This window comes from Sorangium sp. So ce693 (assembly GCF_051521375.1).
In the GTDB taxonomy this organism is placed as follows: Bacteria; Myxococcota_A; Polyangia; order Polyangiales; family Polyangiaceae; genus Sorangium; species Sorangium atrum.
Window position 1 is genome coordinate 5,819,003 of record NZ_CP150347.1, and the last position, 15,534, is coordinate 5,834,536.

Genomic DNA, 15,534 nt, shown 5'->3' on the forward strand with positions numbered 1-15,534 from the left:
TCCGTTCGTCGCCGGCGCGCGCAGCGGGCCACGCCCTCATCCGCCTGGCCGCGCGAGCGCCTCCCGCGTCGCCGCGGCCCCGGGATGGCGCAGGCGCGCCCGCAGCGCCGCCGCCTCGGCGAGCAGCTCCCGCCCTCGCGCGCGCTCCTCGCCGCGCGCCGCCGCCGCGCGCGCGACGCCCGCCCAGTGGAGCGCATCCGCCCTCGCCCACGCGTCCTCGCCCGCCCACGCGACAGCCGAGTCGGCGAGCGCCGTCGCGGACGCCGCCGCCCCCGCGCAGCGGGCCAGCGCGCACCGCGCGGCGACGACCGCGAGCCGCGCGCGGAACGGGCCGAACCCGCACGCCTCCGCGACATGCAGCCCCTCCAGCGCCTGCCGCGCGCCGTCGTCGAGCCGGCCAGCGGCGAGCGCGATCCGCGCCGCGAGCTCGTGGCACCGCAGCGCGACCTCCACCTCGCCCGTCGCGGAAGCCCAGCGGCGCGCCTCGACGAGGTGTGCCTCGGCCGGCGCGACGTCGCCGCCGCCGCCGTCGCCTCCGTCCAGCAGCGCGAGGCCGAGCAGCGTGTGGCCGTGCGCGACGTGCCCCTCCCATCCCCTCCGCCTGCACTCGGCGATGTTCCGCTCCGTGGCCTCGCGCGCCTCGTCGCGGCGCCCGACCGCGAGCGCGTGCTCCGCCTCCCAGAGCGCGCGGCGCGCCACCGGCGCGTCGCCCAGCTCCCGCAGGCGCGCGAAGCGCTCGCCCGCCGCGTCGACCTCGCCGAGGTCGTGCAGCACCGCGGCGAGCAGCGCCAGCGCGCGCACGGCGTGGACCTGGTCCGCGGCGCGACGGGCGCTCCCCGCGGCGCCTCCGGCGATCTCCGCCGATCGCTCGAGCAGGCCGCGCGCCCCGGTCAGGTTGCCCCGCAGCCGCTCGGTGTACGCCAGCGTGCGCAGGCCCATCGCGAGCAGCGCCGGGTCGCCCAGCGCACCGGCGAGCTCGTTGTGCGCCTCGTAGCAGGCGCAGGCGAACGCGAGATCCCCGAGCGCACCGGCGTAGAGCCCCGCGTCGTACGCGAGCGACGCCCTCGCGCGCGCGGGCAGCGAGGCCGGCATGTCCCGAGGGTCGTCGCCGCAGGCGAACGCGCGCAGGATGCGGGCGCCGCGGGCCATGTCGCCGAGCTTGAGCCCGAGGTGCGCGAAGCCCCCGAGGACGAGCGCGTAGATCTCGTACGCCTCGCCCGCCCGCCCGGCGCCGAGCAGCTCGGTGAGGATGGCCTCGTACGCGTCGACCGCCTCGCGTTCCCGCGGCGCCCGGCGCGGCGCCTCGTCGAGGCGCGGCGGCGGCGCGGCGCTCCCCGCGGCGTGGACGCGCTCCGGCGGCACGCCGAGCAGCGACTTGAAGTGCTGCCGCACGAAGGGGTGCGTCGAGTAGCAGCGCTCGCCCGGGCGCGCCGCGAACACGAGCCCCAGCCGCTCCAGCCGGGCGAGCCCGCGCGCGAGCTCCGCGGCGCCCCACCCCGCCATGGCGCCCGCGATCTCGCCGCCGGCCCGCACCAGCTGGAGCAGCGCCTCCTCGCCGGCGCCGCCGGGGAACACCGAGAGGCGCGCGAGCAGGTCCCGCTCGCCCGGCGGCAGCGCGCGCGCGTAGGCCGACAGCACCGAGCTCAGGCGGCGGGCGAGGACGTCGTCGTGCTCGGCCTCGGCGAGGTGCGCCGCTTGCGCCGCGGAGAGCCGCCCCGCGTCGCCGCCGAGGAACGCGCCCACGTAGGAGCCGAGGACGGCGACCGAGAGCGCGTGGCCGCCCGTCCTCTCGAACAGCGCGCCGAGGGCGCCGTCGTCGCCGCGGATGCCCCAGCGGCGCAGGAGCGACGCGGCGTCGCGCTCGCAGAGCGGCTCCGGCCGGATCGTCGCGAGCCCGCCCTCGGCCCAGGCGGACAGATCCGCGAGCTCGAAGCGCGACGTGACGAGCGCCCGCGCGCCGCCGAGCCCGGACGCGACCGCGCAGAGCAGCCGCCGGAGGAGCGCGTCGTGGAGCTCGCCGTGCGCGCGCCCTGCGCCCCCTTCGGCCTGCACGGTCTCGATCCCGTCGAGCACGAGCAGGTGCGGCGGCCCCTGTCCCAGCGCCTCTTTCAGCCGCGCGAGCTGCTCTCCGGGCGCCGCCGGCGGCCGCGGCGCCACCGGACTCGAGGCGCCCGCGCCCGGCGCGAAGTAGGCCGCCGCCTGCTCGAGGAACGCCTCGGTCCTGGGGTCGTCGTAGAAGCTCCAGACGAGCACCCCGCCGGGCCGCGGGGTGTCGCCGAGCCGCTGGAGGAAGCGCTCGGCGATCGCTGTCTTGCCCGCCCCGCCGATGCCGAGGAGCGCGATCACCCGGGGGCACGGGGGTGACGCGTCGGCCCACGTGGCGAGCCGATCGAGGGTCTCCGCGCGCCCGACGAAGTGCCGCGCTCGCTGGAGCGTGTGCGCGTGCAGCGGGCGCCACGCCGGGGCGGCTCCCTGCAACGGCGCGGGCCCGCCGGCCGGCGCCTTCCCCCCTGTCTCCTCGTCGAGCGCCCTCCCCGCTCCCGCGGGCGCCTTCCCCGCCCCCGCGGGCGCCTCCGCGGCCTGGCTCGATGCACCCGCTTCCTCTGCGGCGGGCTCCGCCCCCGGCGCCGCCTCGGCCCCAACGACGAGCAGCTCCGCCTCGGCGAGGCCGAGCTCGGCGCCGAGGCGCTCGATGATGCGCCGCCGGGACGGGCTCCGGACCGAGAAGCCGAGCCGCGGATCGTTGACCGCGCCCGACTCGTAGCGGCGGTAGGTCCGCACGTCGACGCCGATCGACGCGGCGACCTGCTCCTGCGTCAGGTCGAGCTCGAGCCGCGCCCGCTGGAGGAGCGTGTGGTTGAAGCGGACCGCGGGCTCCATGCCGCCGCCCGCCCTGGAGACCCGTGCCATCGGTGCGAGCGCTCGATCATGGGCGATGCGGCGCTCTCCTGTCCACCACGCTGCCCGGTCCTGCCCGGTCCTGCCCGGGTCCCGCCCTTCCGGATCCGGTCCGCCCGGGCCCACGCTCCACGCATGAGCACCCTGCACGCCGAACGAACCGTCCAGTGCACCGACTACACCGACGATCTCCGCATCTTCACGGTGACGAACGTCCTGTCGCCCGACGAGTGCGAGGGCTTCATCGCGCTCGCCGAGGCGCGAGGCTTCGAGCAGGCGCCGATCGGAGGGACCGAGATCATCAACCTCGAGGTGCGCAAGAACGGCCGCGTCATCGTCGACGATCCGGAGCTCGCCGCGAGCCTCTGGGAGCGGCTCGCGCCGTGGACGCCGCCGAGCTTCGGCCTCCACCGCGCCGTCGGGCTGAACGAGCGCTTCCGCTACTACCGGTACACCAAAGGCGAATATTTCAACTGGCACGGCGACGGGTCGTTCGTGCGATCCGACGGCGAGCGGAGCCTGTTCACCGCGATGATCTACCTGAACGACGACTTCGAGGGCGGCACGACCGATTTCTGGGGCGGTCGGAGCATCGCCCCGCGGCGCGGGATGGCGCTCCTGTTCGAGCACCGCCGGCTCCACCGCGGGGCCGCCGTGACGCGGGGGAGCAAGTACGTCCTCCGCAGCGATGTGATGTACCGGCGCGGGTGATGTCAGCGCCGCGCGAGCATCGGCGCTCGGCGCCTCACCGGGGCGCCGCGGTCGCGCGGACGCCGAGCGCCTCGGCGAGGCGCGGCAGCACCTCGCCGGCCCGGGCCTCGATCTTGAGCGCGCCGAGCTCCTCGCCGCGCGCGGAGCCGAGGTTGATCATGGCGATCGGCATGCCTCGCTGCGCGGCGCGCAGCACGAAGCGGTAGCCCGAGAAGACCGCCAGCGACGAGCCGACGACGAGGAGCGCGTCCGCCGCGTCCACGAGCGCGAAGGCCGCGTCGACGATCGGCCGGGCCACGTTCTCGCCGAAGAAGACGACGCGCGGCTTGAGCGGCCCCTCGCAGCGGAGGCACGGCGGCGCCCGGAAGCCCGCCACGTGCTCGGCGGGCAGGTCGGCGTCGCCGTCGGGGGCGAGGTCGGCCGCGAGGCGCAGCCAGCCGGGGTTCTGCGCGAGGAGCCGCTCCTGGAGGGCGGCGCGCCGCTCCATCGCGCCGCACGCGAGGCAAGCGACCTCGGAGAGCGTCCCGTGCAGCTCGATGACGCGGCGGCTGCCCGCGGCCTGGTGGAGGCCGTCGACGTTCTGCGTGATGAGGCCGTCGAGCTGCCCGCCGTGCTCGAGCTGCGCGAGGGCGCGGTGGGCGGGGTTCGGCTCGGCCCTCGAGAACCGCTCCCAGCCGATCACGGCGCGCGCCCAGTACCGCTGCCGGATCTCGGCAGAGCGGGAGAACTCCCGCCCCTGGATCGGGTTCCGCGCGCGGCGCCGCGTCTCGGGACCTCGATAGTCCGGGATGCCGGACTCGGTGCTGCACCCCGCGCCCGTCAGCGCCACGATCCGCTTGCCGCGCAGGAGCGCGACGAGGTCGTCGAACGGATCCGCGAGGAGCGCTTCGCTGAGCGGCATACGCCCGGGTTGTGGCCCGTCGCTGCGCGCACCGCCAGCGTCAACCGTGCAATCATGCAACCGGGCAAAGGAGCTCCCCCACAACATCTCGCTTGACCGGCTCACTGCACCACCATATGTAGTGGCCATGTTGGTGCCTCGGGCTTCGGCCCGGGGCTCAAAAGGGAACCCGGTGTGAATCCGGGGCTGCCCCGCAGCGGTAAGCGAGAACGATCTCCACGACGCGCACTGGCCCTCGGGCTGGGAAGCGGTGGACCGTAGGAACCCGGCGAGAGCCGGAGCGCTCGTGAGCCCGAAGACCTGCCAACATCCTGCGCTGGGGAGACATCCCGCGCCGGTTTGACCTGGAAGCCTCGTGGGAGGCGGGTAGGTCCGAGCTGGCGCAGACTCTCGCGCTTGTCCCGGTTCCGACCCCCTCCCGCGTTGTCTTCCTTTCGTCCGCGGGGGCGAGCGGTCGGTCCGAGGGCTCCTCCAAAGAGCCTGGCGCACCCGTGCGCATCGGCTGGCTTTCTCGTTCTCGCGGCATCGACGCGAGCGGTCCGAGACCGCTCGGAACGAGCACGACGAGGAGGATGCCATGCTGAACGAACCGTTGGTGAAGAGCAACGGCGCGGCGCCGTTGCGCGCGCTCCACGCACCCCACGCGCCTCACGCGCCCGCCATGACGAGCGCCGGCGCGGAGGAGACGCTCCCGCACACGACGATGCGCGTGAAGAAGCGCAACGGCTCGAGCGAGCCAGTCGACGTCAACAAGATCGTCCGGGCGGTGAGCCGCTCCTGCGCGGCCCTGTCCGACGTCGACGCGCTCCGCGTCGCGACAAAGACCATCAGCGGCCTCTACGACGGCGCGACGACGCGCGAGCTCGATCAGCTCTCCATCCAGACGGCGGCGTCGCTCATCGCCGATGAGCCCCAGTACGCGAAGCTCGCGGCGCGCCTGCTCGCGACCTACATCGACAAGGAGGTCCGCAATCAGGAGATCCACGCCTTCTCGCAGTCCATCGCCGTGGGGCGGCGGCTGGGCCTCATCAACGATCGGCTCCACGGCTTCGTCGCGCAGAACGCCCGCAAGCTGAACGACGCCATCGAGCCGGGGCGCGACCACGAGCTCGAGTACTTCGGCCTGCGGACGCTCTACGACCGCTACCTGCTCAAGCACCCGGAGACGCGCCTCGTCATCGAGACGCCGCAGCAGTTCTTCCTGCGCATCGCATGCGCGCTCTCCGAGACCGTGGCGCAGGCCGTCGAGCTCTACCGGCTCTTCTCGTCGCTCGATTACCTCCCGAGCTCACCGACGATGTTCAACTCCGGGACGAGCCACGAGCAGCTCTCGAGCTGCTTTCTGCTCGACTCGCCGGACGATCACCTCGAGACCATCTACCAGCGCTACACCGACGTCGCGATGCTCTCGAAGTTCTCGGGCGGCATCGGGCTCGCCTACCACCGGGTGCGCTCGCGCGGCTCGCTCATCGAGAGCACCAACGGGCACTCCAGCGGGATCGTGCCTTGGCTCAAGACGCTCGACGCGTCCGTCGCGGCCGTGAACCAGGGCGGCAAGCGCAAGGGCGCCTGCTGCGTCTACCTCGAACCGTGGCACGCCGACGTCGAGGAGTTCCTCTCGCTGCGCGACAACACGGGCGACGAGGCCGCGCGCACGCACAACCTGAACCTCGCGAGCTGGGTCCCGGACCTCTTCATGAAGCGGGTCGAGGCCGACGGCGAATGGAGCCTGTTCGACCCGAAGGAAGTGCGCGATCTCCCCGATCTCTACGGGGAGGAGTTCGATCGTCGCTACGTCGAGGCGGAGCGGGCGGGCCTCGCCAAGAAGACGATGAAGGCCCGCGAGCTCTACGCGCGGATGATGCGCACGCTCGCGCAGACGGGCAACGGCTGGATGACGTTCAAGGACAAGTCGAACCGCGCCTGCAACCAGACGGCGCTGCCGGGCCGGACTGTGCACCTCTCGAACCTCTGCACCGAGATCCTGGAGGTGACCTCGAACGAGGAGTCGGCCGTCTGCAACCTGGGCTCGATCAACCTCGCTCGCCACACGACCACGCTGGCGGACGGCGCGATCGCGTTCGACTTCAAGAAGCTCGCGCGCACGGTGCGGACCGCGGTCCGCCAGCTCGACCGTGTCATCGACCTCAACTACTACCCCATCCCCGCGACGAGGCGCTCGAACCTCCGCTGGCGGCCCGTCGGGCTCGGGCTCATGGGCCTGCAGGACGTGTTCTTCCAGATGCGCCTGCCCTTCGACGCCCCGGCCGCGCGGGAGCTCTCCAGGCGGATCTCGGAGGAGGTGTATCACCACGCGCTCTCGACGTCCGCGGACCTCGCGGCGGAGAAGGGGCGACACCCGGCGTTCGACGAGACGCGCGCCGCGCGCGGAGAGCTCCAGTTCGACGCGTGGAACGCCGTCCCGGAGGACACGGCCCGCTGGGAGGCGCTCCGCGCGCGCGTCCAGGCCGAGGGGCTCAGGAACTCGCTGCTCGTCGCCATCGCGCCGACGGCCACCATCGCGTCGATCGCGGGCTGCTACGAGTGCATCGAGCCGCAGGTGTCCAACCTCTTCAAGCGCGAGACGCTCTCGGGGGACTTCCTGCAGATGAACCGCTACCTGGTCGCGGAGCTCAAGCGGCTCGGCGCGTGGAACGACGCGGCGCGCACCCGGCTCAAGCTCGCGGAGGGCTCGGTCCAGGGCATGGACGAGCTGCCCGAGCAGCTGCGCGCCGTGTACCGGACGGCGTGGGAGATCCCGATGCGCTCGCTCATCGACATGGCCGCGGATCGCGGCGCCTTCATCGATCAGAGCCAGTCGCTGAACCTCTTCGTCGAGAACCCCACGATCGGTCAGCTCTCGAGCATGTACTTCCACGCATGGAAGAAGGGGCTCAAGACGACCTATTACCTGCGATCACGCCCCGCGACGCGCATCGCCAAGGCGACCGTGGAGGCGGCGCCCGACCGCACGCCCGAGGGCGGCGCCGCGCCGCGCCGCGAGGGCGGCTGGGTGTCCGCGCCGCCGGCGAAGGCGGCCGCGGACGTGGCGTGCGCGCTCGAGAACCCCGAAGCCTGCGAGGCCTGCCAGTGAGCCGCGTCAGCCGCCCCGCGCGCCTCCTGGATCCGGGCCAGTGCCTCACCCTGCGCCCGATGGCCTATCCGGCCTTCTTCGAGATGTACCGCTCCGCCATCAAGAACACGTGGACCGTGGAGGAGGTCGATTTCTCCACGGACGTGGGCGACCTGCGGAAGATGACCGACGCGGAGCGGCACCTCGTGCAGCGCCTCGTCGCGTTCTTCGCCACGGGAGACTCCATCGTGGCGAACAACCTCGTCCTCAACCTGTACAGGCACATCAACGCCCCGGAGGCGCGGATGTACCTGTCGCGGCAGCTCTACGAAGAGGCGCTTCACGTCCAGTTCTATCTGACGCTCCTCGACACGTACGTCCCCGATCCCGAGGATCGTCACCGCGCCTTCGCGGCCGTCGAGAACATCCCCTCGATCCGCCAGAAGGCCGATTTCTGCATGCGGTGGATCGATTCCATCGAGTCGCTCGGCCGGCTGGACTCGCGCGCCGATCGGCGGCGGTTCCTGCTGAACCTCATCTGCTTCGCCGCGTGCGTCGAGGGGCTCTTCTTCTTCGGCGCGTTCGCGTACGTGTACTTCCTGCGCTCGCGCGGCCTGCTCCACGGGCTGGCCGCGGGGACGAGCTGGGTCTTCCGCGACGAGAGCGCGCACATGCGCTTCGCCTTCGAGGTCGTGAGCACGGTGCGGCGCGAGGAGCCCGAGCTCTTCGACGCCGGGCTCTCTCAGTCGATCCTCGACATGATGGATGAGGCGATCGCCTGCGAGGCCCGGTTCGCCGAGGATCTCCTCGGGGCCGGCGTGGCGGGCATGTCGGCGCGCGACGTGCGCCGCTACCTCGAGTTCTGCGCCGACCAGCGGCTCGCCACGCTCGGCATGCCGAAGCGCTACGGGGCGAAGAACCCGTTCTCGTTCATGGATCTCCAAGACGTCCAGGAGGTCACGAACTTCTTCGAGCGCCGCGTCTCCGCGTATCAGGTCGGCGTCTCCGGCGAGGTCGTCCTCGACGCCTCGTTCTGACGCGATCAACCTACCGCCCGCAGGGCCGATCAGAGCCCGCCGATCCCTCGCGGCGGGAGCCCGATCTCGGTGTCGACGGTCGCGTCCTCCAGGGGCTCGAGCGCGCCGTTCGCAGCGACCTTCCAGCGCCGGAGCTTGTTCTTCTCCGCGTCGCTCAGCAGGCAGACGTCGCCGCAGCCGGGCGAGCAGTGGACGCCGCCGAAGGCGTAGGCCTGGGTTGCCAGGGCGAGCGTCGTGACCTCGCCCGTGGCGATGCTCACGGAGAAGGCGCGATCCCCGGCGGACGCGCTGCCCGCGTAGGCCGTCCCGAGGAGGACGTCCTCGGAGGCGAAGGCGAGCGTGGGCTGGACCGCGGCGCCGAGCGCCCGGGCCACGCCGAGCCGCTTGATCTCCTCCGGGGGCGAGGTGCGAGCGTCGTAGATCACGATGTCGCTCGTCGCCGGGTCGTACTCCATCGTTTCGGCGTTGAAGCGGCTCGAGCAGGCGACCGCCAGCCGCTCTCCCGAGGGCGACACGGCGAGGCGCCCGCAGCCGTAGAGCCCCTGCACGTCGACCGTCCATGTGACAGCGCCCTGCTCCGGCGAGACGCCCACGAAGCGCCCTTCGCCCGCGGTCGAGAGGTCCGCGGCGAGCCGGCCGAGCGATACGACCACGTCGTCGCCGATGCGCGCCATCCCCGACGGGCGCGGCAGGAGCCCCTCTTCCTCCTCCGGAAGGGCGATGCGCCCCGCAATGGAGTACTCCTTCGTGTCGACGATCAGGAGATCGCCGCCCTCGTCGAACGGCTCCACGCCCGGGGTCGGGTTGCTCCCGTAGCGCGACACGAGCGCGCGGTCCGCGCCCACCTCGATGTAGTCCTGCGGGTTCGACTCGAACCCCTGCCCGACCGGGAGCTGCGCGAGGACCTCGGCGGTCTCGAGATCCATCCAGGTGATCACGTTCGTGCCGAACCGATCGAGCAGGACCACGCGGCCGGACGGCGGCGCCGCCCGCGGGACGTCGACGTCGCCGGACAGCGCGAGGCTGAGCCCCGGCTTCGCCGCGCCGCTCGACACGAAGGAGGGCGACAGGGTGGTCCCGTCGAGCTCCGACACAGCGATGTTCGTCGACTGGTAGTCGCTCGTCACGATGACGACGCCGCCCTCGCACGCGTCGCCGTCGCCACCGCCGTGGACGCCGCCCGTCGACGGCGGCGGCGAATCCACGTTGCACCCGAGGAGCGGAATCGAGATCGCGATCGCAGATAGACTGATCTTCACCATGTTGACTCCAGTGTGAAAAACACGCTCCGTCCCGGGAGCGGATACCCGACGACATCCGTGCGCCGCGCGTCCAGCAGGTCCGCGACGCGACCCCTCACCGCGAGGTGCCCGTCGAGCCACCTCGCCTCCGCGTCGAGGTCGAGGGTCGCTTGCTCCGCGATCACGCCGAGGCCGGCGGGATCGGCGTACCGGCTCGACTGGTACACGGCGCGGAGCTCGCCCGACGCGCCCGAGAACACGGCGCCGTCCGGGCGGTTCCACTCGGCGTGCAGGCGCGGCGCGACGACGAGGCGCGAGCGGAACGGGAGGATGTCGTTCCTCGTCGTCCGCCCCGGCGTCGTGTCCCGCGGATCGAGCAGCGTCGCCGCAACCTCGGCGCGGAGGAACGGGGTCACCTCGACCCCGGCCAGGAGCTCTGCGCCCACGACGCGGGCGCGGCCGACGTTGTACGGGCTCACGTAGCCCTGGCCGGATCTCTCGTACGCGACGAGCCCGGAGACCGCGCTCCCGAACGCGAAGACGTCGATGAAGGCGCCGCGCACGACGGCGCCGCGCCCCGTCTGCGCCCGGATCCCGGCCTCGATCGTGGCGCCGGACTCCGGCTCGAGCTCCACGTTGCCGTGGACGACGCCGGAGACGCCGTACACCTCGCCGAGCGTCGGGACGCGGACGTAGCGGCCCACGGTCGCGAGGAGCCGGATCCGGTCGCTCCCCGCCTCCACGCCGACCCGCCCGGTCGGGACGAGCACGTCGCAAGGGCGCTCCGGGTCCGCGCCGGTGGCGTGGCACTCCCCGCTCGCGAGGGCGTGCAGCGCGAGCCCCTCGCCGAGCCGCACCTCCGCGCTGACGGCGCCACGCGCGAACGAGCGCCGCGCCCGCGCGAGCGGGACGTCGTCCGGCGCGCGCGAGATGCCCTCGCGCGCGACCGAGAGCACGGGCCGCACCCGGAGCCGGTCGGCGAAGGCGAGCGTCGCCCCGAGCGTCTGCTCCAGGCGGCGGCCGGCGAGGCGGAGCTCCGGCGTGAGCAGCGCGAGCTCGAAGAGGGGGTCGTGGACCTCCGAGCGCGCCTCGATGAACGAGGTACGCGCCTCGATCGCGTGCTGCGCCTCGCCGCCGAACGGCACGCGCGCCACGACCGACGTCAGCGCGCGCCGCGACTCCCCCCGCGCTTTCCGGGACGGCAGGAGCGCGAGCCTCGGCATCCCCTGCTCGCGATCGGTGCCGTTCGCGATCACGTCGACGATCGCGCCGCCCCCGAGCTCGACGCGCGCGAGCGCCCAGGCGTCGATCGTGCGCACGTCGGCGTTCTGCCGGCGCTCCAGGGTATCGTCGCTCTCGTCGAAGAGCGTCCCGCGATCGTCCACGAACGTGTAGCGGTTCTCCGCGGCCTCGGCGCTCACCCCGACGATCGAGCTCACCGGCCCCGCGCTGGCGCCGGCGAACGCCCACCCGCGCCGCGCGCCGAGCGAGCCCGCCATCGCCCCCACGCCGGCCGTCGTCCGGGAGGGCCGCCGCGGCTCGAAGAAGATCGCGCCGCCGGGGCCGAGGCGGTCGGCCTCGATGGGCGCGTTGCCGCGGTAGATCTCGACGCGCTCGATGAGCCAGAGGGGCACGAGGGAGAGATCCGCCGTCCCCACGACGTCGTCGTTCAGGCGGACGCCGGCGAGGTACACAGGCGTCTGCGTGGCGGTCGCTCCCCGGAGGGCCGCGGTCGCCGGCCCGCCGAAGCCGCCCGACTCCTCCACGCGGACGCCCGGCTGCGTGCGGAGCACGTCCGCCGCCCCGAGCCCCGCGCCGGTGAGGCGATCGCGGCTCAGCACCGACCCCGCGACGGACCTGTCCTTGGGCGGCGCGGGCGCGCGCAGGCGATCGCCCTCGACGCGCACCTCCAGCGGGGCTGTCTCCGGCGGAGCGACAGCGCGATCGCCCCCCTGCTCGCCCGCCGGCCTGCGCCGATCGTCGGCGCGGGCGGCAGGCGAGGCTGCCACGACGCTGCCGACCGCGAGCGCGAGCCAGCACGCCGCGCCGGCGCTCCGGCGCCGACGCGACCGACGATCAGAGGAATCAACCATTCACGCGCCGCCTGCCCGCGTCGACCCAGCGCTGCTCCGGGTGAGCCGAGAGCCGAAGCGAGGGGGCTGCGTGACGGGCCACGGCACCGCGCGCGAGCGAGGTGGTCGAGAGCCTGCGCGCCTTCCCCTCGAAGGCTCAGGTCAGCGCGCGCCAGCGCACCGGCGCGCGCACCTTCGGCAGGTCTTCGGACTCACGGGCGCTGCGGCCATCGCCGGCCGCTCTCCTACGGATCACCGCTTCCCAGGCTGCTCTGGTGCATGCCCAGTGCTTCTTGGTGATCGTCGTTCCCGTTCACCGCTGCGGGGGCAGTCCCGGATTCTCACCGGGTTCCCTTTTCAGCTCGCCCGGCGATGGCCGGACGAGCACCGATGGCGGGGCGACTCGTCGCACCCGTCACGCAGGATGTCAACGCAGAAGCGAAGCCCCGGAGCGCCCCGTCCACGGGCCCCACCGACGGCACACACCCGAGACGGAATCGGGAGTCCCTTGACAGTCTTGCTCGGCCGTGCCATGAGTTACTTGAAACTGATTTTCTTTATCAGGATCAAGCGGCCCGAGACCTGACGTCCAGCGCCCGATGACCCGAGCCCACGTGGCTCTCGACGCCCATCGGAGCTGAATGTGACGAGTTCCATCTCGATGCCGGCCTCTGCCGCGCTGCCCGCGGTGAACGCAGGGCAGCTGTTGAAGCAATACACCCCTGAGTCGGCGTTCTTCTTCGCGTCGCCGACACGCACCCTCCTCGCGCAGGGCGTACACGACATGATCCTCGAGCCGAACGGCGCGGATCAGGGCGATCGCCTCGCGGACCGCGTCACAAGGGTGCTCGCGGCGGCCTCGAGGACCGGCGCCGGTCAGGGCCTCCCCATGGTGGTCGGCGCGGTGCCGTTCAACAGCACGTCGCCCGCTCACCTCATCGTGCCGCGGACCATCCAGAGCGCAGGCCCGCTCAACCACACGTCGGAGTCGCCGAGGGCGCACCTGCCGATTGCCATCCAGGAGCTGCGCCAGGTCCCGGAGCCCCGCGACTACGTGCGCGGCGTCGAGGCGGCGGTGGGCCTGATGCGGTCCGAGGTGCTGAGCAAGGTGGTCCTCTCCAGGATGCTGGAGATGGTCCTGCGAGAGCCGGTCGATCTCCGCCTCGTCCTCCAGCGCCTCTCGCAGCAGAACCGGAACGGCTACACCTTCGCCGCCAACCTCTCGGATCCGACCGCGGGGCTCTCCGGCGCGGAGCGCGGCGGCGCGACGTCGCGCGCGCGGACGCTCCTCGGCGCGAGCCCGGAGCTGCTCCTGTCGCGCTCCGGGCTCCGGGTGATCGCCAATCCGCTCGCCGGCTCCGCGATCCGCAGCCCGGACCCCGACGAGGACCGCCGGCGGGCGATCGCCCTGCTCGCGTCCGAGAAAGACCGGCACGAGCACGCCATCGTCGTCGACGCCGTCGCCGCCGCGCTCCGGCCGTTCTGCCGGCGCCTCAGCGTCCCCGACGAGCCTTCGCTCACGCAGACCCCGACGCTGTGGCACCTGTCGAGCCGGCTCACCGGGGAGCTGCGCGATCTCTCGATCTCCTCGATGAAGCTGGCCACAGCGCTGCACCCGACCCCCGCGGTGTGCGGATACCCCACGGACCGCGCCCGCGACGCCATCGAGGCGATCGAGCGGTTCGACCGCGGGTTCTTCACGGGGCTCGTGGGCTGGTCCGACGCCAGCGGCGACGGCGAGTGGGCGGTCGTCATCCGCTGCGCCGACGTCGCCGGCCGGGCGCTCCGCCTCTATGCCGGGGCCGGGATCGTCATCGGATCGAGCGGCGAGCACGAGCTCGCCGAGACCACCGCCAAGCTCGGGACGATGCTGAACGCGCTCGGCCTCGACAAGGCGCCGGAGAGGGCATGAGCTCTCAGGAGGAAAGCCGGCAGGCGCCCGCGCAGGCGCGAACGCAGGCGCTCGACGGCTGGACTCCGTGGCCGGCCGAGATGGCCGATCTCTACCGGCGCGCCGGCTACTGGCGCGGCGACACCTTCGGGCGCCTGCTCCGCGAGCGGGCCGCGCGGCACCCGGATCGGATCGCGCTCGTCGGCGGCGATCGCCGGCTGAGCTACGGTGAGCTCGATCGGCGCGCCGATCGCCTCGCCGCGGGCCTCCTGCGCCTCGGGCTCCGGCCGGGGGATCGCGTCGTCGTCCAGCTCCCGAACATCGCGGAGTTCTTCGAGGTGTGCTTCGCGCTGTTCCGGCTCGGGGCGCTCCCCGTGCTGGCCCTGCCCGCGCACCGGCGCGCCGAGATCGCGTATTTCTGCGAGCACACCGAGGCGGTCGCGTACGTCATCGCCGACCGGGACGGCGGGTTCGATTACCGGGAGCTGGCGAGCCAGATCCGGCGTGACGTCAGGACCTTGCGGCACGTGCTCGTGGCCGGCGAGCCGGGCGAGCACACGGCGCTCTCCAGCCTGGACCGGGAGCCCGTCGAGCTCCCGGAGCCCGCCGCGGGGGACGTCGCGTTCTTCCAGCTGTCCGGCGGGAGCACCGGCGTACCGAAGCTCATCCCGAGGACGCACGACGACTACCTCTACAGCGTTCGGGCCAGCGCGGAGATCTGCGGGCTCGACGAGGGCAGCGTCTACCTCGCCGTCCTCCCCGTCGCGCACAACTTCACGCTCAGCTCTCCCGGGAGCCTCGGCGCGCTCCACGCCGGCGGCCGCGTGGTGCTCTGCCGCCGCCCCAGCCCGGACGAGGCGTTCGCGTGGATCGAGCGGGAGCGGGTCACGCTGACCGCGCTCGTGCCGCCGCTGGCCTCGGTCTGGCTGGAGTCGGCCCGGGCGGCGCGGCACGACCTGTCGAGCTTGAAGGTGCTCCAGGTGGGCGGCGCCAGGCTCCCCGCGGAGGTCGCGCGCCGCGTGGGGCCGACCCTGGGCTGCAAGGTGCAGCAGGTGTTCGGGATGGCGGAGGGGCTCGTCAACTACACCCGCCTCGACGACCCCGACGCCATCGCGCTCGAGACGCAGGGTCGGCCCATCTCGCCCCACGACGAGGTCCGCGTCGTGGACGACGAGGACCGCGACGTCGAGCCCGGGCAGGTCGGCCACCTGCTCACGCGAGGGCCCTACACGATCCGCGGCTATTACAGGGCCGACGCGCACAACGAGAAGGCGTTCACGCGCGACGGCTTCTACCGCACGGGCGATCTCGTGCGGCGGACCGCCGCCGGCTACCTCGTCGTGGAGGGCCGCGCCAAGGATCAGATCAACCGCGGCGGCGAGAAGATCGCGGCCGAGGAGGTCGAGAACCACGTCCTCGCCCACCCGGCGGTGCGCGACGCGGCGCTCGTCGCCATGCCGGACGCCCACCTCGGCGAGCGGTCGTGCGCGTTCCTCGTGGCGCGCGGGCAGCCGCCGCCGGCGAGGGAGATCAACGCCTTCCTGCGCGAGCGCGGCGTCGCCCCGTACAAGGTGCCCGATCGCATCGAGTGGCTCGACGCCCTCCCGACGACGAGCGTCGGCAAGGTGGACAAGAAGGCGCTCCGCCGCTGGATCGCCGACAGGCTCGCGCAGGGAGCGCGCGCCTGAGAGGACAGCGCGAGCCGAGGCG

General features: G+C 73.2%; 9 protein-coding genes and 2 riboswitches. Of the genes, 5 read left to right on the forward strand and 4 right to left on the reverse strand.

What is annotated here, in order from left to right:
* Nucleotides 1–36 precede the first annotated feature (36 nt).
* Nucleotides 37–2,910 carry a helix-turn-helix domain-containing protein gene (locus WMF14_RS21820; protein ID WP_437803416.1) on the reverse strand — a complete coding sequence of 958 codons (2,874 nt, stop codon included), beginning with the start codon at nt 2,908–2,910 and terminating at the stop codon, nt 37–39.
* A gap of 123 nt (nt 2,911–3,033) precedes the next feature.
* Here WMF14_RS21820 and WMF14_RS21825 point away from each other — a divergent pair, with 123 nt between their 5' ends.
* Entirely contained in the window at nt 3,034–3,609 is a 576-nt protein-coding gene (locus WMF14_RS21825) for a prolyl hydroxylase family protein (RefSeq protein ID WP_437803417.1), read from the forward strand.
* Nucleotides 3,610–3,643: 34 nt separating this feature from the next.
* Here WMF14_RS21825 and WMF14_RS21830 read toward each other — a convergent pair whose 3' ends face one another.
* Nucleotides 3,644–4,510, reverse strand: coding sequence for an NAD-dependent protein deacetylase (locus tag WMF14_RS21830; RefSeq protein WP_437803418.1), 867 nt, complete (start codon nt 4,508–4,510; stop codon nt 3,644–3,646).
* Nucleotides 4,511–4,624: 114 nt separating this feature from the next.
* Nucleotides 4,625–4,832: riboswitch (cobalamin riboswitch) on the forward strand.
* A gap of 255 nt (nt 4,833–5,087) precedes the next feature.
* Between WMF14_RS21830 and WMF14_RS21835 the strand changes: the two genes are divergently transcribed.
* Together WMF14_RS21835 and WMF14_RS21840 are read left to right on the forward strand one after the other, a co-directional pair.
* Nucleotides 5,088–7,604: a ribonucleoside-diphosphate reductase subunit alpha gene (locus WMF14_RS21835; RefSeq protein WP_437803419.1), complete on the forward strand. Its 2,517-nt coding sequence runs from the start codon at nt 5,088–5,090 to the stop codon at nt 7,602–7,604.
* Between the two features lie 59 nt (nt 7,605–7,663).
* On the forward strand, nt 7,664–8,620 hold the full coding sequence (locus tag WMF14_RS21840) for a ribonucleotide-diphosphate reductase subunit beta (RefSeq protein WP_437804258.1): 957 nt from the start codon (nt 7,664–7,666) through the stop codon (nt 8,618–8,620).
* 29 nt (nt 8,621–8,649) lie between these two features.
* On the opposite strand, the gene WMF14_RS21845 is transcribed toward WMF14_RS21840, so the two are convergent.
* Nucleotides 8,650–9,882 carry a hypothetical protein gene (locus WMF14_RS21845; RefSeq protein ID WP_437803420.1) on the reverse strand — a complete coding sequence of 411 codons (1,233 nt, stop codon included), beginning with the start codon at nt 9,880–9,882 and terminating at the stop codon, nt 8,650–8,652.
* A complete protein-coding gene (locus WMF14_RS21850) occupies nt 9,876–11,954 on the reverse strand; it encodes a TonB-dependent receptor domain-containing protein (RefSeq protein WP_437803421.1) in 2,079 nt (692 codons plus the stop codon). The genes WMF14_RS21845 and WMF14_RS21850 overlap by 7 nt, the downstream gene beginning before the upstream one ends.
* Nucleotides 11,955–12,113: 159 nt before the next feature.
* A riboswitch (cobalamin riboswitch) is annotated at nt 12,114–12,340 on the reverse strand.
* A 236-nt stretch (nt 12,341–12,576) separates the two neighbouring features.
* On the opposite strand from WMF14_RS21850, the gene dhbC reads away from it, so the two are divergent.
* Together dhbC and WMF14_RS21860 are read left to right on the forward strand one after the other, a co-directional pair.
* Nucleotides 12,577–13,845 (forward strand): isochorismate synthase DhbC, encoded by a 1,269-nt coding sequence (gene dhbC, locus WMF14_RS21855; RefSeq protein WP_437803422.1) that lies wholly within the window; start codon nt 12,577–12,579, stop codon nt 13,843–13,845.
* Nucleotides 13,842–15,512, forward strand: coding sequence for a (2,3-dihydroxybenzoyl)adenylate synthase (locus tag WMF14_RS21860; RefSeq protein ID WP_437803423.1), 1,671 nt, complete (start codon nt 13,842–13,844; stop codon nt 15,510–15,512). Before dhbC ends, WMF14_RS21860 begins: the two co-directional genes overlap by 4 nt.
* The last annotated feature ends 22 nt before the right edge of the window (nt 15,513–15,534 follow it).

Excerpts from the sequence above, each read along its gene's own strand:
- WMF14_RS21820 (WP_437803416.1), bottom strand. The coding sequence starts at position 2,910 with ATGGCACGGGTCTCCAGGGCGGGCGGCGGCATGGAGCCCGCGGTCCGC.
- WMF14_RS21825 (WP_437803417.1), top strand. The coding sequence starts at position 3,034 with ATGAGCACCCTGCACGCCGAACGAACCGTCCAGTGCACCGACTACACC.
- WMF14_RS21830 (WP_437803418.1), bottom strand. The coding sequence starts at position 4,510 with ATGCCGCTCAGCGAAGCGCTCCTCGCGGATCCGTTCGACGACCTCGTC.
- WMF14_RS21835 (WP_437803419.1), top strand. The coding sequence starts at position 5,088 with ATGCTGAACGAACCGTTGGTGAAGAGCAACGGCGCGGCGCCGTTGCGC.
- WMF14_RS21840 (WP_437804258.1), top strand. The coding sequence starts at position 7,664 with ATGGCCTATCCGGCCTTCTTCGAGATGTACCGCTCCGCCATCAAGAAC.
- WMF14_RS21845 (WP_437803420.1), bottom strand. The coding sequence starts at position 9,882 with ATGGTGAAGATCAGTCTATCTGCGATCGCGATCTCGATTCCGCTCCTC.
- WMF14_RS21850 (WP_437803421.1), bottom strand. The coding sequence starts at position 11,954 with ATGGTTGATTCCTCTGATCGTCGGTCGCGTCGGCGCCGGAGCGCCGGC.
- WMF14_RS21860 (WP_437803423.1), top strand. The coding sequence starts at position 13,842 with ATGAGCTCTCAGGAGGAAAGCCGGCAGGCGCCCGCGCAGGCGCGAACG.